At 35.4% G+C, this 20,444-nt stretch carries 14 protein-coding genes; 4 read left to right on the forward strand and 10 right to left on the reverse strand.

Annotated features, from left to right (window positions below; translation table 11 throughout):
* Nucleotides 1-2: 2 nt before the first annotated feature.
* From SLW70_RS01570 to SLW70_RS01595, 6 genes are all read right to left on the reverse strand, one after another.
* Nucleotides 3-4,244 (reverse strand): Ig-like domain-containing protein, encoded by a 4,242-nt coding sequence (locus SLW70_RS01570; RefSeq protein WP_320890154.1) that lies wholly within the window; start codon nucleotides 4,242-4,244, stop codon nucleotides 3-5.
* Between the two features lie 319 nt (nucleotides 4,245-4,563).
* Entirely contained in the window at nucleotides 4,564-4,938 is a 375-nt protein-coding gene (locus SLW70_RS01575) for a DUF3127 domain-containing protein (RefSeq protein WP_320890155.1), read from the reverse strand.
* Between the two features lie 353 nt (nucleotides 4,939-5,291).
* Nucleotides 5,292-7,778 (reverse strand): outer membrane beta-barrel protein, encoded by a 2,487-nt coding sequence (locus SLW70_RS01580; RefSeq protein ID WP_320890156.1) that lies wholly within the window; start codon nucleotides 7,776-7,778, stop codon nucleotides 5,292-5,294.
* A gap of 290 nt (nucleotides 7,779-8,068) precedes the next feature.
* Nucleotides 8,069-8,617, reverse strand: coding sequence for a carboxymuconolactone decarboxylase family protein (locus SLW70_RS01585; RefSeq protein ID WP_320890157.1), 549 nt, complete (start codon nucleotides 8,615-8,617; stop codon nucleotides 8,069-8,071).
* Nucleotides 8,618-8,692: 75 nt separating this feature from the next.
* Nucleotides 8,693-9,256 carry a TetR/AcrR family transcriptional regulator gene (locus SLW70_RS01590; protein ID WP_320890158.1) on the reverse strand — a complete coding sequence of 188 codons (564 nt, stop codon included), beginning with the start codon at nucleotides 9,254-9,256 and terminating at the stop codon, nucleotides 8,693-8,695.
* 102 nt (nucleotides 9,257-9,358) lie between these two features.
* A complete protein-coding gene (locus SLW70_RS01595; protein ID WP_320890159.1) occupies nucleotides 9,359-10,165 on the reverse strand; it encodes a helix-turn-helix transcriptional regulator in 807 nt (268 codons plus the stop codon).
* A 210-nt stretch (nucleotides 10,166-10,375) separates the two neighbouring features.
* Between SLW70_RS01595 and SLW70_RS01600 the strand changes: the two genes are divergently transcribed.
* Nucleotides 10,376-11,524, forward strand: coding sequence for a HAMP domain-containing sensor histidine kinase (locus SLW70_RS01600; RefSeq protein ID WP_320890160.1), 1,149 nt, complete (start codon nucleotides 10,376-10,378; stop codon nucleotides 11,522-11,524).
* Between the two features lie 299 nt (nucleotides 11,525-11,823).
* On the opposite strand, the gene SLW70_RS01605 is transcribed toward SLW70_RS01600, so the two are convergent.
* The 3 genes from SLW70_RS01605 to SLW70_RS01615 are packed head-to-tail and all read right to left on the reverse strand — an operon-like array spanning nucleotide 11,824 to nucleotide 15,300.
* Entirely contained in the window at nucleotides 11,824-12,570 is a 747-nt protein-coding gene (locus tag SLW70_RS01605) for a succinate dehydrogenase/fumarate reductase iron-sulfur subunit (RefSeq protein WP_320890161.1), read from the reverse strand.
* A gap of 51 nt (nucleotides 12,571-12,621) precedes the next feature.
* Entirely contained in the window at nucleotides 12,622-14,622 is a 2,001-nt protein-coding gene (locus SLW70_RS01610) for a fumarate reductase/succinate dehydrogenase flavoprotein subunit (RefSeq protein ID WP_320890162.1), read from the reverse strand.
* A 12-nt stretch (nucleotides 14,623-14,634) separates the two neighbouring features.
* A complete protein-coding gene (locus tag SLW70_RS01615; RefSeq protein ID WP_320890163.1) occupies nucleotides 14,635-15,300 on the reverse strand; it encodes a succinate dehydrogenase cytochrome b subunit in 666 nt (221 codons plus the stop codon).
* Nucleotides 15,301-15,727: 427 nt separating this feature from the next.
* Between SLW70_RS01615 and SLW70_RS01620 the strand changes: the two genes are divergently transcribed.
* Nucleotides 15,728-17,020 (forward strand): aminopeptidase P family protein, encoded by a 1,293-nt coding sequence (locus SLW70_RS01620; RefSeq protein WP_320890164.1) that lies wholly within the window; start codon nucleotides 15,728-15,730, stop codon nucleotides 17,018-17,020.
* Between the two features lie 376 nt (nucleotides 17,021-17,396).
* Entirely contained in the window at nucleotides 17,397-18,197 is an 801-nt protein-coding gene (locus tag SLW70_RS01625; protein WP_320890166.1) for a TIGR00266 family protein, read from the forward strand.
* A 4-nt stretch (nucleotides 18,198-18,201) separates the two neighbouring features.
* Here the strand turns inward: SLW70_RS01625 and SLW70_RS01630 are convergent, their stop codons facing one another.
* Nucleotides 18,202-19,254 (reverse strand): AbiH family protein, encoded by a 1,053-nt coding sequence (locus SLW70_RS01630; RefSeq protein WP_320890167.1) that lies wholly within the window; start codon nucleotides 19,252-19,254, stop codon nucleotides 18,202-18,204.
* A 369-nt stretch (nucleotides 19,255-19,623) separates the two neighbouring features.
* Here SLW70_RS01630 and SLW70_RS01635 point away from each other — a divergent pair, with 369 nt between their 5' ends.
* Nucleotides 19,624-20,406 (forward strand): alpha/beta hydrolase, encoded by a 783-nt coding sequence (locus SLW70_RS01635; RefSeq protein WP_320890168.1) that lies wholly within the window; start codon nucleotides 19,624-19,626, stop codon nucleotides 20,404-20,406.
* The last annotated feature ends 38 nt before the right edge of the window (nucleotides 20,407-20,444 follow it).

Genomic DNA, 20,444 nt, shown 5'->3' on the forward strand with positions numbered 1-20,444 from the left:
ACTTACTTTTTGATAACTTTGTACAAGCCACTATCAGCTCCCTTTGTTACTTTTATCAAATAAACACCTGTTGCATAATCACTAATATTTAGGTCAACCCTATCAGTGGCTACATTCATTTGTTTAACTACAACACCTAGCAAATTGTAGATAGTAATATTAGTATTAGAATTACTTAAGCCTTCTATTACAAGATCCCCATAAGTAGGATTTGGATAAATTGAAACAGACTTTAACTTCTCACTTTTAACAGATAAAGGTACGATTCCCATATATTCCAAACTAAACCAATCACAATTCCACTGCCACTGATCAGTACCAGTTGATTCAATACGAATCGTATGAACCCCTGCTGAAATGTTGATTTGTCCAGAAGCTGCTTGCGTTGTATAAATATCCCATCCACCAGTACCTACTAGTTTAGTTGTATTCATTAAAACCCCGTCAACATATATTTTCACTCCTAAACCAGCGGAATTAGGTGAACCTATTCGATATTTAATTGCATATTCACCAGATGCAGGGAAGTCAACCGTATATTCCGCCCAATCTCCTGATGTATTATTATTAAATCCAATTGAACTTTTAACAACACCTTCTGTTGAACCCCCTGTATTTACAAAGGTTTCCGCTTCGACAACTAAGGTTTTCGTCACTTTAACTTGGACACTCGCAGAAATAGAAGGATTAGTAATTGAAGTTGCCGTAACTATAGCTGTACCCTCCGTATTACCTGCCGTAACTAGTCCATTACTATCCACAGTCACAATATTGTTATTCACTTGCCATACAATATTTTTATTTGTGGTATAGGATGGAACAAATATTGGCGTTAAAGTTTTCTTTAAACTAGGGAATAAAGTTAAGACCGATGGCAATACAATAGATTGAACTGGCACTGAAACCTCATCTGCTTGCACATTAATGACAGCCTCAGCATAAACCGTATTTTCATCTACAGATGTAGCTCGAATAGTCACTTGACCTACAGCGACACCTGTAATTATTCCTGTATTTTGGTCAACAGTTGCAACTGCAGAATTACTCGAACTCCACTGGATTGAAGTATTAAAAGCATCTATTGGCGAAACTACTGCAGAACGACTTATTGTCTTGCCTACTTGAACCAAAGGGATACCTTCATTAATAGTTACAGAACTTACTCGTATATGATCTATTACTTCAATTGTTTTAGTTTCCGTATCTAAGATGGTACTACCATTTTTTAAAGTCAACTTTATTGAATATCCTGTACCTGGCGAAGGCGCCGTTGTCAGTGTGTAGGGAACTTCAATTGTTATATCGCCAAGAGCATTAACTGTTTGAATTCCTGAACCTATTACCATGCCGTTTTTAATTAATTCCATATTTACGGTACGTTCTCCCATTATCCTCACAGGCACAGTCACTTTACCTGTGGTGAAGGGTCTAATGGCATTTGGTAATTCTCTTGAAAAAACGCTTTCCTCACCAGCAATTCTAACATTTACTATTATCTCATCAGAAATTGTTGTTCCTTTTACTTTGGCGGTAATGGTTGCTGTTCCTCCAATTACTTTACCAATTACTTTACCCGTTGAAAGCACACTGACTACAGCATCATTACTTGATGTCCACTCTATATCAGGAATATTTTCCGGAGTTGGTGTCATTTGTAATGTCAAAGGTGTATTGACATATTGATCTACTGTAATTTGTGATCCTTGTACAATTTCTAAAGAGGTCACATCAGATTTCTTATATGGAATTGCTGTTATGGTTTTCGTTGCAAAAATATTGTTTGTTTGCTTACTAGTAGCTGTTATAACCGCAATTCCAGAATCAGCTTTGGCAGTAACTACACCATTTTCGTCCACTGTAGCAACATTAACATCAGAAGAAGTCCAAACAAGTCCTTTATTTGTAGCATTTGAAGGTGCAAACACAGGGACGATACCCAGTTTATTTCCATTCATCAAAGATTCGGCTTCACTCCCTAAAGAAACAGAGGTTAATGCTACCGTGGTATTTGATGTTCTACCAGGGTCTTGATCCATATCCCACACTTGAATCATCACTGTTGTAAAATCAGCGTTTTGTTGACGTTGGAAATAAATAGTATTATCACCATCTTTCAAATAACTTAAGGGGCATTCTAATTCTAAAACACCAAACCACCCCCCCTTATAGCCCCCAGCAACATAACCTCTAGGATTGTATAACATAGGGCTTTGAGTTACTACTTCATTTCCATTCACTTTTAATGAAACTACTTTAATTTTTCCATCACCTCCATCTACAGGATTATAGAAAAAACCACCAATTCTAATTACAGCCTCTCCTTTTGCTGGTTTAACAACATTTTTGACTGTAGTAGTGAAACTATTTTTCCCTTCTAATCGACATAATTGTGTACCTCTAGTATTTTTGGCCGTTGTTAAAGGTTCCGACATATATTTTTTCTCTTTTGACTCTTTATCGATAACTACAGGATTGTTGTAGATGTAATCTAGTACGATAGTTGAGTTGGCTTTTAAGGTTACCTGAGCAGGTGCAGTTTTTAATTTTACGACTGACAACGCTGGCTCACCCTGAGTACCTTTTGCAGGATCAAAAAACAAATGGCGCATTTCTACATTACTAACTGTATTTGTTAATGCAGTATTAAATGTATTTAAATTCACGGTTTTTATGTCATCTTCACAATTATTTAAAATGACATACACATGATTTCCTAAAACATAAGCATCAGCCTGAACATCAGAGTGATTTGATTTAGTATCAATACGAGTACCTTCAACCCCTTTCCATAATTCGAAATAATAAATAATAGCACTCCAATCCCAACCTCCCGATGGCTGTCCCATTACATAAGTTGTTGGGTTTCCTTTCCAAGTTCCAATTGGATCAAATAGAGTAGCTCCATCATAGCGTTGCACATTCCCATCTGATTTTATATAAGCACCCCATATGGCTTTTGTAGGTGAGAATGGCATACTCATCACAACATGTGATGGTCGCTCTAAAAACTCCAAAAACATTTGATTAAAGGGCTTCAAAAACTCCCAGTCACGTCTCCTAGAAGGTAGTGAATTGATATAAGTTGCATTAACGGCACCAAATTCAGACATGACAATATCTTTTTTCTTTCCAAATTTAAAATTGTCATACCATTCCAATTGGTCTAACACAGCTTCAACATGTCCTCCTGACCGTATCGTTGAAGTTCCTTTGGTGGAATTCGGCCAATCATAAAGGTGAACCCCATAAAAATCCATATCAGCTCCAGCATGATCTATAAATCCTTGCCATAAATAATCCCATTGCCACCAATTATCTTTTCGTTTATCCCAAGCTTTGGGCCACCCATTTACACCTGACAACATATTATCATACAATGCATTAGCTTCAGGACTTGAATTAGCATACCAAAAAGCTCCATCTGTACGAGAGGGCACTGCATCTGGTTTAAAAAAGTCATGTTGCCCCCATGTCATCCCTCCTATTTTAGGAGCAAAGCTTCCTAACCTTTCCTTCACTTTTTGTGCAACTAGTTTATGATACTCCCAGTTTTTTTCTAAACTAGACACAATCATCCCAAACGAAGGATTCATAAAATTCATATCTGGCTCATTATAACATTCCCAATACTTTGGAAGACCTTCCCCTATATCGTTTGTCGTTTTAGCATAAAAATTATCTAAATAGAGAGAGGTCCATTCAGCCGCAGCATCCACATCTCTGACAAACCATCCGCCTTTGCCTTTACCAAAAGTTGGATACCAAGAAAGATTAGGATACATAGGAGAGAAATCATTAACTCCCATAATCATATATTTTGATTTGGCACGATACTGTCTACGTGTGACAAAATCAGGACTGTCTATCCATTTCTTTAATCCTATTGCTGTCTCTTTTAATTGAGTTACATTAGGCCAACCTTTATGGTTAGGATCTTCTTCTACTAATTGATTTTTCCATGTAGCTGAACCAGTATCTCTACCAAAATAAACCCCTAATTCATTCATTAGGTAATCTAATTTGGTTTCCTCTCCATTCCAATCACTTTCCGTTGATCCTGCATGAATGGTCATGTGTCTATTTCGACCAAAGTCTGATACATTTTCAACAGAATGTTTCATATTCAAATTGATATCAACATGAATTTGTGCTGATATAATATGAATATTAAGTAAAATTGTAATAAGCCAAATAAAACTAGTTTTATTTGGCAATTTGCTTCGCAGTTGTTTACTTTTTTTCATATTTTTTTTTGGTTATAATTTTTTGGTAAACAAACTTACCTATAACCAAAAAGGAAATAGAATATCTCTCCTAGACAAAATCTGTACGGTTTTTCCAAACAAACCACTTTAACTAGACATAACCTGAACCAACGATAAAATCCTACAAACCAATCCCCTTTCTTTCAACCTTCAATTTACCTACATGAATACTTTTGACAAACAGATTCTAATCTGATTTTAATTTGGAATCATCTTAAAACATACTTACGAACAATTTCAAACAAAAAAAGCCTTGAATAAATCAAGGCTTTCTTATAAATATTTGTTTTACTTCATCTTAAAACGGTAAATCATCCGCTTCGTCTTCGTTTAGATTTGTAGCTGGTTGAAATGCTGGTGCAGCAGGCATAGCTGGCGCAGGAGCACCTGGAGCTTCAGAAACTAGTTTTTCAATTCTCCAACCTTGGATACTGTTGAAAAAACGTGTTTCTCCTTGTGGGTTTACCCATTCTCTACCTCTTAAATTGATAGATACTTTAACTGGCTCACCGATTGCATAGTTGTTCAACAAATCACATTTATCTTGAGTAAATTCAATTAAAATATGTTGAGGATATTGTTCTTCTGTAGTTACAACTAATTCTCTTTTTTTGAATGCTGCACTAACTTGTTGCTCTGGATTAATGACTCTAACTTTTCCTGTAACTTCCATCTTCGTTATTTTAATTGTTATTATGTTCGTGTGTAAGATTTAGAAGCCGCACTTCCTAACGACTTGTTTTTCTTCTCCTAAAGACCAAAAGGTAATCTATAAAGACAAAAAAAGCCCCTAAGGGAACTTCTATTTGACAAATATACTAACTTCTATTTTTGCAGACAATACACAAGAACTACTAATTTAAAAAATTATCAACATTCTTTAAACGTTTTCATTTTCAAAACATTATACTACTTCTAATAAAAAATAAAAACCATTAAGACATCAAGGTTTATTAAGCACTATTACCTAATTCCCTTAACTTCTTAATGGTTCTATTTTAAGTCTACCCATTGTAAAAACTACAACTAGAATTCTTTTTTACCAAATTCACTATCGATGAATTTAGAACGGTTCTTCGTTTTATTGAAGGTATAGGATAAATTCAACAACACCATATCTACTTCATACACATAATTAGTTGTGGTATAAAATTCCCCCGGATTGTAGGTTGTGATGCGTTGCTCATTAGAGTTTAACAATCCCATGTCAATATTTTGCCATTGCAAAGTTGCTACTAATTGATTGTCTAGGAAGGTTTTTCTTAAAGTCAAATTTGGCGAATAAAAACGAGAGTCTTCTCCTTGTGCCGTGATTTTTTCAGATAAATAATTCAATGTAAATTGCAATGAAGCAGTCCCTGAAAAATTATAGGTGCTATTCGCATTAATCGAATATTGTGTAGCATTAGAGTTGATTGGTTTCCCATCAAAGCCACCTTTGATATTGAAATTATAAATATTCGCTCCAATAAAATTCGTCCATTTTGCTGTAGGTTTGAATTGCGTTCCTACCTCAAGACCAATAGCTTTACCTCTACCTACATTGGTATAAATACGGTCAAGAATAGTGTCATTCAGCACACCCATCGTATCGTATGACAATGTATTTACACGATTGATTAAATTTTGTACATCTCTATAGTAAGCCGTTGCAAAAATTGAATTTCCACCCTTGTAGTTCTTACTAATTCCTAATTCTATCAAATCTGTAAATTCAGGCAATAGGTTTTTGTCTCCTTGTTCGAATGTTTCCGAATGCTCTCTTTCTTTAAAAGGGTTCATTTTATAGGTTGGCGCACGATCTACTCTTTTACTATAAGCGGCTTTTACTTTTACATTACTATCCAAAGTATATTGAGCCGAAGCTGATGGAAATAATTTCACATAATCGTAAGCTAAGTTTTCCGCAGGTTGATTAGCTCCTTTTAAATAGAAATCACGATTCATAGACTCCAAACGCAATCCAGCTGCATATTCCCATTTAGCCTTACTTCCATTCAATTGCACATAACCAGAATGCAAGATTCTATCTAAGTTAACCACACTCGAGAATTCAGGAACCAACTCAAATTCTCCGCTAGTATTATTTCTTCTTTCGTAAATAAAATTACCGTTGTGCTTTAATTTTCTGAATTGGTAACCCGTTTCAATTTTACCAAAAGAAAATGGTTTGAATTCATAATCCAACTGCGCTCTGGTCCCGTACAATGGATTATCATTTGTATTGTACTCATCTTGGTAGACAATCGATGGGTCAGAATATCCTAAATTCAAATTGGTTGTTGGACCACCTAATAAAGTGTACTCATATAAAACCGATGATGTAAATTTTGATTTATTTTTGAATGTATGCGTATAATCAAAACTTCCTAAGGCAAAATCACCATCACGAACTCTTAAATTTTCATTGTAATAGTCAAAAGTTTTAATCGTACTTCCATCAGTTAATGATGTTGTTTTATTATTATAATAGATATCAGCTGTTCTTTCGTTTTTACGTTTTCCTGCGTAGAAACCAACAGAAAAATTATTAGCTGTATCTGGCGTAAAATCTACTGTAAAACGACCACTGTAGTTCAACTCATCTGTACTACGTTCTCCATCTGACGGAAATTGGGTTTTGTATCCCTTAGTAACATTATTCGTAAACACATCTCCTTCTCTACGACCTTGAATGTCATTACGACCATAACTTCCTCCTAGAGACACATCCCATTTGTCTTTTTTAAAATTATAGGTTCCGTCGATTCCGTAACGCTGGGCATTGTCTTTATTATCGTAATTTTCAATAGAAGGAAAACCACCTTTGATATTCAACTGAGCATAAGTACCGTTTGTAGCTCCTTTTTTGGTAATAATATTCAAAATACCCGCTTTACCGTCTGGGTCGTATTTTGCTGATGGAGCGGTAACTACTTCTACACGTTCAATTGCGTTAGCTGGTAATTGTCCCAAAATGGTAGAAATACTTCCTTGAGTAGGTTTTCCATTTAACAAAACCACAAATCCTGAGCTTCCTCTAACGCTGATTTCCCCTTGTCCATCAATTGAAATAGAAGGTAGGTTTCTCAACACATCAGTGGCAGTTCCTCCTTGACTGTTTTGAAAAGATTTAGCGTCATACACCTGTCTGTCAATTTTAGTAACAACGGTAGTTTTTTCGTTTTTAACTACGACATCGGTCAATTGATTTTCTGCTGAAACCAACGCTATTGTTCCTAAATTGATGGGTGTATTTCTGTTTTTTACAAAAATGTTCTTGATGGTCTTTTTTTCAAAACCAATAAAAGATACTTCAAGATAGTAGGTTCCATTTTTAATGTTTCCTATTTTAAAAGTTCCTTTTGAATCGGTTACCACTCCAGCTACTAAAGCTTTATCATTTGCTGAAAATAAGGTTGCTGTTGCATATTCCAAAGGAAAATCCCCATCAACTACTTTACCGGTCAGCTGACCAAATACTGCACTGGTCACTAAAAAAGTAACCATTAATACCAATTGATTAAATTTCATTTTCTTTTTCTTTTTTTTTAGAAAGCAAAAATACATTTATTAAAACATCCCCCTTGGTACATTTGAAAAAAATAAGGTATATATACTATAATTTCTGATTTTGTATTGACGTAAAAAATGGATGTATTTGAAAAGATATTTGGATTAAAACTATTATTTGATTCAACTCACAATGTTGCAGCCCGACCTGAGTGGAGCTCTTTATTGTGCAGCGGAGCGGAACAATAAAAGCGGGAACGGAGGGCGGAATAGCTGCCCAAAAAATTAAAATAAGGCTTGCTAAAAACTAATTATTTAGACCAAGCAAATTTCTGAAAAGCCGCGTCAACAGGAGTATTTGCTATTTGATTACTATAGTTACTAATTATTTTTTGAGACAGACCAAGGATTATTTCTAGTAATTGTTGCTCACCGTAACCTGCAGTATAAAATGCCTCTAGTTCCTCTTTAGAAACATGACCACGGTTGCGAACAATAGATAATGTCATCGCACGTAAAGATTCTAATTTTGGATTAGCTAATGGTGTTTCGTTTCGCAAAGCCTCAGTAATAGTCTCATCAACTTTCATCATGGCAGCGATACCAGTATGTGCGGGAACGCAATAATGACAAGCATGCTCAACGTTGATGGTTTGCCAAACAACTGTCAATTCATCTGCGTTGAAAGAAGTATTAACGAATAATTCATGTAAGGTTTGATAAGCTTGAAGTGTTCCAGGCGCTCCCGCCAAAACGCCGTGAAGTCCCGGAATCATTCCGTATGCTTTTTGAGAGTTTTCTAATAAAGGTTTACTTGCTTCTGGAGCAGACTCGATGTTGTGCACTTTTAAAGTTGTCATAATTTCTGTTTTTTATTAATTTATAAATCTGTTTTTATTTCTAAGCATACGCTTAGTTTTAGTGCAAAAAAAAGCTTAGAGCTTTGAGAAGGTCATCTCAATATAGTCTTCGATTTCTTTTGCTGTGTTTACTCTTGATGCGGCGGCTAAACCGTGTTTGGCTAATAATAAATAATTGGCTTGTTTCTCAATGGTCGTAGCGTCTTTTGAACTATTTTTAGATAGTTTTTGTATAAAAATAGCTTTAAGATTATTCATAAAGTCCTCCATTTGCTCCTTAATCAATTGGTCTTCATTATCAGCAAATTCATTGTAGGTATTGGTCAATAAGCAGCCTTTATGATCGCCTATTTTAGTCGGCGCTTCGAGTGAATCATAAAAAAAGGTTTTGATATCATTGACGCCGTCTGTCCCCTGTTGTAATTTTTCAAAAATAGAATGGACTTTGCTTTTATAACATTTTAGGCTTTCTAGGAAAACACCCTGTTTACTACCAAAACTTGAATAAATCGAGAACTGGTTGATACCCATTTCTTTTTCCAACATACGAACGGAGGTATTCTCATACCCATTGCGCCAGAACAAAGACATCGCTTTTTCTATCACTTCTTGTTCGTTATATTGTTTTGTTCTTGCCATTGTTGCTTTTATCCTGACACAAAACTAAGCAGTCGCTTGGTTATAAAAAAATATTTAACGGAATTTAACAATAACCGTAGGATTTATAGCTTAAAAACCAACTTAAACAGCTTGTTTAAAACTCAGAGGCGTGCTTCCTGTGTGCCGCTTAAAGTATTTTACAAAATGTGAAACATCATTAAAATCAAGACTATATGCAATTTCAGAGATAGAAACATCAGTATAAACTAATTGTCTTTTAGCTTCTTGGATGATGTGAGCCGCGATAACTTGTGAGGCCGTTTTAGAGAAATTCTTTTTGCAAATAACATTCAAATTTTGTGTGCTAATATTCATTAAATCAGCATAGAAAGAAACATCATTACGCAATTCTTGTTTTAATAGTTTTTCAAAATGAAGAGATTTGTCAATATTTACCAAGGACTCTGTGCGATTTGAATAGCCAATAATTTTGGCAAAAAGCGCTTTCAAGCTACCTTCGACTACTTCTTTCTGAATACTCTCTTGTTTCATCTCTGAACATAAAACCTCAAACAACGCATCAATGGTTGCATCAGGCTGGAGCGCAATCATCTGTTCTTTGTTCAATCGAAAAAGTTGTTGGTTGATGTGTTTATCGATTGTTTTTTCAAGAAAATCTTCTTTTACAATGATGACATAACCTTCGGGAACGGTATTTATTTCCCAGTGATGCACTTCATTATTACTAATCAAGAAAACAACCGGTGGCTTTATCTCGTAAGAAACTGAATCCATATAATGGAAACCACTACCTTGCTTAAAATAAACCAACTCAATGTATTTATTATGTCGGTGTGGTTTGGTGAATCTTTTATTAACATCAAAAGGTTCAATTTTGATATTGGTTACGGTTGGTATTTTGGTATAGACAGCAATAGATTTATTCATTAGTCTTACTATATGAGATGCAAATTAAAGCAATTAGACTTGTTATGACTTATAACATCCTAAAAGGTTTAAACGATTCCTCACAAAATCAAGCTTCAGTAGATAATTTAACATATTGGCTAAAACTAGAACTACCATTTTTTTTAAGTAAAACTGAATAATTTCACCCAACGGGTTAATTTACTATATTTATAGCTTTAAATTCTATATATGCAGTTTTCTGAAAGAAGAAATACAACACGCTGGATTATCATTTTGATTTCATTTTTGATTGTTTCATTGATTCTTTGGAATACCTATACTTTTTTTCAAATTTTCAAAAACGAAGAACGACTTAAAATGAATCTTTGGGCGACTGCTCAAAAAACCCTCATCAATGCTGATGAGAATACCGAAGTCGATTTGCCTTTGCAAATCTTGAGCAACAACTCTTCTATTCCTATTATTTTAACGGAGAACGAACGCGTTATCAATACAGTCAACATTGATGAAAGCCTTGGTATTAATAGTGCTTCGACACATAAAATCCTAAATCGACTAAAAACTGAAAACGACCCTATTGTTATAGAATATGTACCTGGGAAATTTCAAAAACTATATTATGGTGATTCCGAATTGCTAAACAAGTTAAAATACTATCCTATAGCATTGGTTTTAATTATTTTCCTTTTTGGATTATTAGTCTATAACTTTTACAAAAGCACCAAGGTGGCTACTCAGAATAAGTTATGGGCTGGAATGGCCAAAGAAACAGCACACCAAATAGGAACTCCATTATCCTCACTAATAGGTTGGGTCGAAATATTAAAAGCCGATGAAGTTGATGAATCCATAACTATGGAAATCGAAAAAGACATTGCCCGACTTCAAACTATTACAGAACGTTTTTCTAAAATTGGCTCCACACCAACTTTAGAAAACAAAAATATCATTGAAGAAACCTTCCATGCTTATAACTATTTACAATCACGTTTTTCTAAGCAAATTGAATTTCATTTTGAAGCTCCCGAAATCCCCATTTTCATTCCTATCAACCCAACACTTCACGGCTGGACGATTGAAAACTTAGTCAAAAACGCTATTGATGCAATGAAAGGCAAAGGGAAATTGATTTTACAAATCGAACATGATAAAGGCAGTGTTCTAATAAATGTATCGGACACGGGAAGCGGTATTCATAAAAAACAATTTGAAACCATCTTTGAACCTGGTTTCACCACTAAAAAAAGAGGTTGGGGATTAGGATTATCATTAACCAAAAGAATTGTTGAAGAATACCATAATGGAAAAATTAAGGTATTAAAATCCGAAATAGGTTTGGGAACTACGATTCAGGTTAATTATAAAATTAATTCTTAAAAACTAAACACAGATTGCACGGATTAGCACCGATTTTTTTTACACATCGATAAAAACTCAATGCAGGCTCGAATCATTGACTTTTGATTGCAGTTAAATCACTTTGTTTAGGATAGAAAATCATAGCTTTGTTTGAACGAGAATTATTGGAAAACAAAAAACGCATCCATTGCTGGACGCGTTTTTTGTTTGATCTATATTTTTTAGATTTTTGAAATCAGATTTTGCTTTCGTAAATAATATCATATCAATATTTTACTTCAGCAATCTAAAATCGTTGATCAAAAACCTTATATCAATTATCCTTTCAAACTAGCTGACATATACTCTCTGTTCATACGAGCAATGTTCTCTAGAGAAATTCCTTTAGGACATTCGATTTCACAAGCACCTGTATTTGTACAGTTACCGAAACCTTCTTCGTCCATTTGGCGTACCATATTCAATACACGCTCAGTAGCTTCAACTTTACCTTGTGGTAACAAGGCATATTGCGAAACTTTAGCACCTACGAATAACATCGCTGAACCGTTTTTACAAGTAGCTACACAAGCTCCACAACCAATACAAGTTGCTGCATCAAAAGCATCATCAGCATCTTTTTTGTTTACTGGAATCGTGTTTGCATCAATAGTGTTTCCTGAAGTATTTACCGAGATAAAACCTCCTGCGTGTTGAATTCTGTCAAAAGAACTACGGTCAACAACCAAATCTTTCACTACTGGGAAAGCTGCAGCACGGAAAGGCTCGATTGTAATCGTATCACCATCCTTGAACATACGCATATGCAACTGACAAGTCGTTACACCACGGTCTGGACCATGAGCTTCCCCGTTGATGAATAAAGAACACATTCCGCAAATTCCTTCACGACAATCGTGGTCAAATGCTACTGGTGATTCTCCTTTGTTGATTTGTTGTTCGTTAAAAACGTCAAGCATTTCTAGGAACGACATATCTGGCTCAATTCCGTCAACTTTATAGTCAACCATTGCTCCTTTATCTTGGGCGTTTTTTTGACGCCATATTTTTAATGTAAGTTTCATTTTGTAAAGTATTAAGTATTAAGAAATAAGTATCAAGACTTTCTCAGAATACTATTTATAACTACGCTGTACTAATTTAATGTTCTCGTAATTTAGAGGCTCTTTGTGTAATACGGCATCACTTGGTTTTCCTTTGTATTCCCAAGCAGCTACATAAGCAAAGTTCTCATCATCACGAAGTGCCTCTCCTTCTGGAGTTTGATACTCTTCACGGAAGTGACCTCCACAAGATTCGTTACGGTGTAAAGCATCTTTAGCAAACAATTCACCTAATTCTAAGAAATCGGCAACACGAATTGCTTTTTCTAATTCTTGGTTGAATTCTTTATCTGTTCCAGGTACTTTAACATCTTTATAAAACTCTTCACGTAAAGCAGCGATTTCAGCCATAGCTTCTGTCAATCCTTTTTCGTTACGAGCCATACCTACTTTATCCCACATGATTTTTCCTAATTTCTTATGGAAGTAATCTACAGAATGTTTTCCTTCGTTGTTGATGAACTTACTGATTAAGTCTTTCACTCCTTTTTCAGCAGCTTCAAATTCTGGTAAATCAGTAGAGATAGGTCCCATTTTGATATCTGGAGCCAAATAATCTCCGATAGTGTAAGGCAATACAAAATATCCATCAGCCAAACCTTGCATCAAAGCCGAAGCTCCTAAACGGTTCGCACCGTGATCAGAGAAGTTTGATTCCCCAATAGAGAAACATCCAGGAATAGTAGTTTGTAAGTTATAATCAACCCATGTTCCACCCATTGTGTAGTGAACCGCAGGATAAATCATCATTGGGTTTGTATACGGGTCTTCGTCTACAATTTTATAATACATTTGGAACAAGTTCCCGTATTTACTTTTTACAATATCAGTACCTAATTTCGTTACTAAAGCTTTATCGTCAGCATCAAGTCCTTTTACATAAGCAGCTTCTTTTCCGTAACGTTGAATCGCAGCAGCAAAATCCAAGTAAACTGCTTCACCTGTTTTATTTACTCCAAAACCAGCATCACATCTTTCTTTAGCAGCACGAGAGGCCACATCACGAGGTACTAAGTTACCAAAAGCAGGATATCTTCTTTCTAAGAAATAATCTCTATCTTCTTCAGCTAAATCTTTTGCTTTTTTCTTTCCTTCACGAATCGCTTGTGCATCTTCTAATTTAGCAGGAACCCAGATACGTCCATCATTACGCAATGACTCTGACATCAACGTTAATTTAGACTGGTGGTCTCCTGAAACAGGAATACAAGTTGGGTGAATTTGTGTATAACAAGGGTTTGCAAAGAAAGCTCCTTTTTTGTGGATTTTCCAAGCTGCAGTAGCATTAGAACCCATTGCATTTGTCGACAAGAAGAAAACGTTTCCGTATCCTCCAGAAGCAATAACTACCGCGTGAGCAGAATGTCTTTCGATTTCACCAGTAATCAAGTTACGAGCGATAATCCCTCTTGCTTTTCCGTCTACTACTACTAAGTCTAGCATTTCGTGACGGTTGTACATTTTTACTTTTCCACGACCAATTTGACGGTTCATTGCTGAGTAAGCACCCAAAAGCAATTGCTGTCCTGTTTGTCCTTGTGCGTAAAAAGTACGAGAAACCAAAGTTCCTCCAAAAGAACGGTTGTCTAATAATCCACCATATTCACGAGCCAATGGCACCCCTTGAGCCACACATTGGTCAATAATATTAGATGAAACCTCAGCCAAACGGTGTACGTTAGCCTCACGAGCACGGTAATCCCCTCCTTTTACAGTGTCATAAAACAATCTGTAAACAGAGTCACCGTCTCCTTTATAATTTTTTGCCGCGTTGATTCCCCCTTGTGCCGCAATAGAGTGCGCACGACGTGGTGAATCTTGGAAACAAAATGCTTTTACGTTATATCCTAACTCTGCTAAAGTAGCAGCTGCAGAACCTCCAGCTAATCCAGTACCAACGATAATAATATCAAGGTTACGTTTGTTAGCAGGGTTTACTAAATTAATATGATCTTTATAATTTGTCCATTTGTCCGCTATTGGGCCAGCTGGTATTTTTGAATCTAATGCCATTATAATTGAATATTAATGATTGAAATGATGAAATAATGCAATAAATACGAATCCTAAAGGAACGATGATAGAAAACCATAAACCGAAGTTTTTCATCCCTTTTGTATATTTATTATTCGCTCCTACTGATTGAAAAGAAGAGCTAAATCCGTGTTGTAAGTGTAAAGACAACAAAATGAATGACAAACTGTATAAACCAGTACGTACTGGGTTTACAAATTTCTCTGCCAATTCATGGAAATAACGTGTTTCATCAGCTGGGTTAAACTCTACATACTTATAAATCATCTCTGGAAACCAGAAATCATAAAAGTGTAAAGCTAAGAAAGCCAAAATTACTGAACCTGAAATAATCATGTTACGAGATGCCCAAGACGCATTGGCAGCTCCATTGTAACTTGCGTAGTTTACAGGTCTTGCTTTTCTGTTTTGCAAATCCAAAGTGAATCCCATGATGAAGTGAAAAATCACCCCAACAATAAGAATTGGTTGAATTACAAATTGAATCAAAGGATTAGTTCCCATGAAATGAGAAATCGCATTGAACAAATCGGCACTAATTACCGAAGTCATATTGATTAAAAAATGCTGTGCTAGAAACAACATCAAAAAAAGTCCTGAAAGTGCCATAGCTACTTTTTTTGCTATTGACGATTTCAATAATCCAGATTTTGCCATAATATTTTAGAATATAATTTAAAAAGTACACAAAAATAGCGTAATTAGGCTCGAACTACAACCTTTTCATTCTTATTTATAATCATTTTAAAGTGATTGATTTCAAAAAAAGAAAAAGGAAGAAAACAAGATGCAAATAAATGATTTTCAGAATGTTAATTTTATAAAATCTGAAAAAACAGAAAATAATTCAGATTAAATTCATTTAGAAATTATTACCAAAAAAGCATTAAAATTATTAAAATCATAATTAAAACGACCTAAATTTTCAATTTCATAAACACACAAAACCAAACGATTTTGTGTATAAAAATAAATTGTTAACTCAAGGTTTCTTTTTTAGTCTTTCTGTTATAAAAATCTAGTTTTCTTTCGGACCTACATTTACAATCAGATTGTTTAAATTTGTTTTCTAATCCATAATAAAATGAAGTACGCCCCAATAAGCTCAAATCTATTCATAAAAAACCGTAAGAAGTTTACCACTCAAATGAAACCGAGTAGTGTTGCTATCTTCAATTCGAATGATATCTATCCCGTAAGTGCCGATAGCACCTTGCCTTTTGCACAACATCGTGATATTTTTTACCTAAGTGGCATCGACCAAGAAGAAAGCATTTTGTTGTTATTTCCAGATGCTCCCTATGCACACCAAAAAGAAATGCTATTCCTAAAAGAAACTAACGAGCATATTGCCATTTGGGAAGGAGCAAAACTCACCAAAGAACAAGCTTTTGACGTTTCCGGTATCAAAACCATTCATTGGCTGACAGATTTTGAAAAAGTTTTAGCAGAATTAATGTCGTATTCTGAAACGATTTACATCAATACCAATGAACATTATCGTGCTACCATTGAAACCGAAACCCGCGAAGCCCGTTTTGTAAAATGGTGGAAAGAAAAATATCCCGCTCATATTGTAGCTAAAAGTAATCCTATTTTGCAACGCCTTCGTTCTGTAAAAGAACAAGAGGAAATCGACTTAATCCAACAAGCCTGCAATATTACCGAAAAAGGTTTCCGTCGTATCTTGCCATTTGTAAAACCAAACGTTATGGAGTACGAAATCGAAGCTGAATTTATTCACGAATTTATTCGCAATCGTTCCAAAGGTTTTGCCTACACCCCTATCATCGCATCAGGAAACAGCGCCAATGTGTTGCATTATATCGAAAACAACAAAGCTTGTAAAGCTGACGAATTGATTTTGATGGATGTCGCTGCTGAATATGCGAACTATTCTAGTGACTTAACCCGAACTATCCCCGTTTCAGGACGTTATTCTGACCGACAAAAAGCGGTTTACAATGCCGTATTGAGAGTCAAAAACGAAGCTACCAAGATGCTCAAACCAGGTGTGCTTTGGAAAGAATACTCTGCCGAAGTAGGCAAAATCATGACCTCAGAATTACTCGGTTTAGGATTACTCGACAAAGCTGATGTTCAAAATGAAAACCCAGAATGGCCCGCTTACAAAAAATACTTCATGCACGGCACCTCACACCACATGGGACTCGATACTCACGATTACGGGATTCTAACCGAGCCAATGCAAGCCAATATGGTCTTTACGGTCGAGCCTGGTATTTATATCCCCAAAGAAGGTTTCGGAATACGAATTGAAGACAATGTGGTCATTCAAGAAAAAGGAGAACCATTCAACCTGATGCAAAACATCCCAATAGAAGTAGAGGAGATTGAGACTTTGATGAACACATAGTGTATTAGCCCTCGGATGTTACGGATTTAACTGATCTCACACGGATAAGCTATGATGTTTTCCGATAATCGACTTAAAAAATATCTGCGAAAATCTGCCAAATCTGCGTGAAAAAGTTAGCACGCAGATTCGGCAGATTTATGCAGATTAAATTTAGATTTCAACAAAAAAAATTCTGTGACCATCTGTTAAATCCGTAACATCCGAGGGCTATATCATTTCTTCTTGATAGTTTGTTTTTGGACGCATTCCACCGCGGCGGGACGGCTATACGCTATATCTTTTATCACTTTCGCGAAATCGTTACTCCTGAAATTTGGTGCATTTTTTGTAACTTTAGCTTTCAAAAAAAAGAATCATAAAATACAACCATAAGATGACAGCACACGAAATAGATTACCAAATATTTGGAGAAGAAATGCAATATGTCGAAATCGAACTCGACCCACAAGAAATCGTCATTGCCGAGGCAGGAAGCTTCATGATGATGGACAACAACATCCAGATGCAAACCATTTTTGGCGACGGATCCGACCAGCAATCAGGGATTTTTGGTAAATTATTGTCCGCTGGAAAGCGTGTCTTAACAGGCGAAAGTCTGTTTATGACTGCCTTTATCAACCAAAATTTCGGCAAAGCCAAAGTGTCTTTTGCTTCACCATATCCAGGTAAAATCCTCCCGATTGATTTAACGCAATTTGGCGGGAAATTCATTTGTCAAAAAAGTTCGTTTTTATGTGCTGCCAAAGGTGTTGCCGTAGGAATTGAATTTTCAAAGAAACTCGGTCGCGGCCTTTTTGGTGGTGAAGGTTTCATCATGCAAAAAATTGAAGGCGATGGAATGGCATTTGTACATTCTGGAGGAACCATGGCCAAAAAAGAGTTAGGGCCAGGCGAAATCCTAAAAGTGGATACGGGTTGCATCATCGGTTTTACCCAAGATGTGGATTACGATATTGAATTCATTGGAGGGATTCGAAACTCGGTTTTTGGAGGTGAAGGTTTGTTTTACGCCACCCTTCGTGGTCCCGGAACGGTATATATACAATCACTCCCTTTCAGCCGACTAGCCGATAGAATCATCGCCTCTGCTCCAAAAGCTGGTGGAGAAAGCCGAGGCGAAGGTAGTTTACTTGGCGGATTAGGAAATTTATTGGATGGGGATAATCGGTTTTAAAATTTTACATTTTCTTTGACATAGGAAAGGGCACAATCTTTTTCCTCATGAGTCCCTTGTTTTCAAAATGACGAGATATTTCCATAGTTTTTTCGATAAAATCGTTAGTTCCATCTTCTCTTTGATAGTAGAAAATTTTTATGGAAATACATCTTTCGTTTTCAAAAATTTCTTTTAACATTGTCCTATCTGACAATCCACATGAATGACCAAAAATATATACTTGAAAATCATCTGAGTCCAAAAACCTTATTAAATTATGATAATTTTGAGTATTGAAATACCCAAAAGACTTTATGTGCCTAAAAAGAATATTATTTTTTTCTTCTTCGAAGTTTTTATAATGAATATTAAACTCATCCCCAAAACCAAAAATTAGCGGATTATAACTATTGTTTAATTCTCCATGAATATAATTCAAGTTTGTAGTAATTCTTCGAGAACATTTTTGGAAATAACTATCCAATGTATTTGTGTAATTAAAATTTAAAAAAAGTAATTCTTTTGGTTCAACATCTGTTTCCATTTTCTTTAATACTACATCCTCTTTTTTAATAAGACCACAAAATTGATTCTGGTACTCTGATTTAGTAATAAAGCTTTTTTCAGTTTCTACTTTCTTTAAATATTTTTCTAATAATGCTCTTAAATAATCAAACTCATCATTTAAATCATTTACTCTTTTATACTCAAATTCGCCATTTCCATATCTTAATTCTAATAGACTATCAAAATATTCACTTTCAATATCTACCCAATTAATTTTATCAAATTTATTTTGTAATCTTTTCAAAAATAGACTTTTATAACTCATCCGAACATAATCAGCATATCTTTTAAGCCAATTATTGACTTCAATAATTGAATTAAGATTAGGTTTTTCTTTGAACGGATAAGAATTATTAGATTTAATAGAGATTAATTTATCCTCATAAACTCTATCGGTTAAAAATATATTGACTTTTTCTACAATATAATCATCAATGAAATCTTTATACGAAGTAGGCAATCCATGCGCTAAATCAAATCCGTTTCCAATAATTACCAGTCTGTTCATCTGTAAAAATCCTTTTCTCAAATATACTGACTTTTAGTACAAATAGGAATTACAATAAGTATGTAAATGAAATTTTTATCAACAAGTTGGAAAACTGAAATAGGAGAAATAAACGAAATTCGTAGCCCCGATTGCAGCGGCATCCTTTTATGTTTTTTTTCAAAACATAAAAGATATAGCGGAAAGCGGGAGGAATCGTGAATAATACTAAAATCGTATGCTCCTAAAAAAATAAAAAAATCCTATTTTTGCGTATGTACGGGCAAATACGGACAAATACGGCAAGTACGGGCAAGTACGGACAAGTCGCGACTTGTCCCTACGGCCCTACGGCCCTACGGCCCTACCAATTATCATAATACAATGCTTTTGAAAAACATTCTACATAAAAATACCAATATTGCTTTTTCGGATTCTGGAAAAGGCACGGCTATCGTTTTGCTTCATGGCTTTTTAGAAAATCAAAAAATGTGGGACGCATTTGTACCTGAATTTTCCAAAAAACACCGTGTGATTACTATTGATTTACTAGGGCATGGTGAAACGGAATGTATGGGCTATGTACACTCGATGGAGAACAATGCTGAGGCGGTGCATGCGGTGCTGACGCATTTACGCATTCGTAAGGCTATTTTTGCGGGGCATTCTATGGGCGGTTATGTGGCTTTGGCTTTTGCCGAATTGTTTCCTGAGATGATGAAGGGATTGGTGTTGCTCAACTCCACATCCAGAGCTGATAGCGAGGAACGAAAATTGAATCGGGACCGCGCCATCAAAGCGGTAAAACAAAGTTATGTGAACTTCATCCGAATGTCGATTGCTAATTTGTTTAGCGAAGATAACAGAGAACGCCTTGACACTGAAATTGAAAACGTCAAAAAAGAAGCTTTGAAAACGCCTCTACAAGGAATTGTGGCCTCACTCGAAGGCATGAAAATACGCATTGACCGAGAGGTGCTTTTACATTTAACGCCTTATCCTAAAATGTTGATTTTGGGCGAAAAAGATCCTGTTTTAAACTACAACGAATCGCTAGAACAAATCGAGGATACAGATGTAAAATTAGTCAGTTTTCCTGATGGACATATGAGTCATATTGAAAATCAGGATGAGTTGATTGCAGTTTTGTTGGGGTTCTTTAAGACTGTTTAGAATTTCATATTTTTTTTGGAACGCAGATTGGAGAAATT

The sequence above is a fragment of the Flavobacterium sp. NG2 genome, assembly GCF_034119845.1.
Classification (GTDB): Bacteria; Bacteroidota; Bacteroidia; order Flavobacteriales; family Flavobacteriaceae; genus Flavobacterium.

Bases quoted from the DNA above. Each gene is read 5' to 3' on its own strand.
- SLW70_RS01570 (WP_320890154.1), bottom strand. From the start codon at position 4,244: ATGAAAAAAAGTAAACAACTGCGAAGCAAATTGCCAAATAAAACTAGT.
- SLW70_RS01575 (WP_320890155.1), bottom strand. From the start codon at position 4,938: ATGGAAGTTACAGGAAAAGTTAGAGTCATTAATCCAGAGCAACAAGTT.
- SLW70_RS01580 (WP_320890156.1), bottom strand. From the start codon at position 7,778: ATGAAATTTAATCAATTGGTATTAATGGTTACTTTTTTAGTGACCAGT.
- SLW70_RS01585 (WP_320890157.1), bottom strand. From the start codon at position 8,617: ATGACAACTTTAAAAGTGCACAACATCGAGTCTGCTCCAGAAGCAAGT.
- SLW70_RS01590 (WP_320890158.1), bottom strand. From the start codon at position 9,256: ATGGCAAGAACAAAACAATATAACGAACAAGAAGTGATAGAAAAAGCG.
- SLW70_RS01595 (WP_320890159.1), bottom strand. From the start codon at position 10,165: ATGAATAAATCTATTGCTGTCTATACCAAAATACCAACCGTAACCAAT.
- SLW70_RS01600 (WP_320890160.1), top strand. From the start codon at position 10,376: ATGCAGTTTTCTGAAAGAAGAAATACAACACGCTGGATTATCATTTTG.
- SLW70_RS01605 (WP_320890161.1), bottom strand. From the start codon at position 12,570: ATGAAACTTACATTAAAAATATGGCGTCAAAAAAACGCCCAAGATAAA.
- SLW70_RS01610 (WP_320890162.1), bottom strand. From the start codon at position 14,622: ATGGCATTAGATTCAAAAATACCAGCTGGCCCAATAGCGGACAAATGG.
- SLW70_RS01615 (WP_320890163.1), bottom strand. From the start codon at position 15,300: ATGGCAAAATCTGGATTATTGAAATCGTCAATAGCAAAAAAAGTAGCT.
- SLW70_RS01620 (WP_320890164.1), top strand. From the start codon at position 15,728: ATGAAGTACGCCCCAATAAGCTCAAATCTATTCATAAAAAACCGTAAG.
- SLW70_RS01625 (WP_320890166.1), top strand. From the start codon at position 17,397: ATGACAGCACACGAAATAGATTACCAAATATTTGGAGAAGAAATGCAA.
- SLW70_RS01630 (WP_320890167.1), bottom strand. From the start codon at position 19,254: ATGAACAGACTGGTAATTATTGGAAACGGATTTGATTTAGCGCATGGA.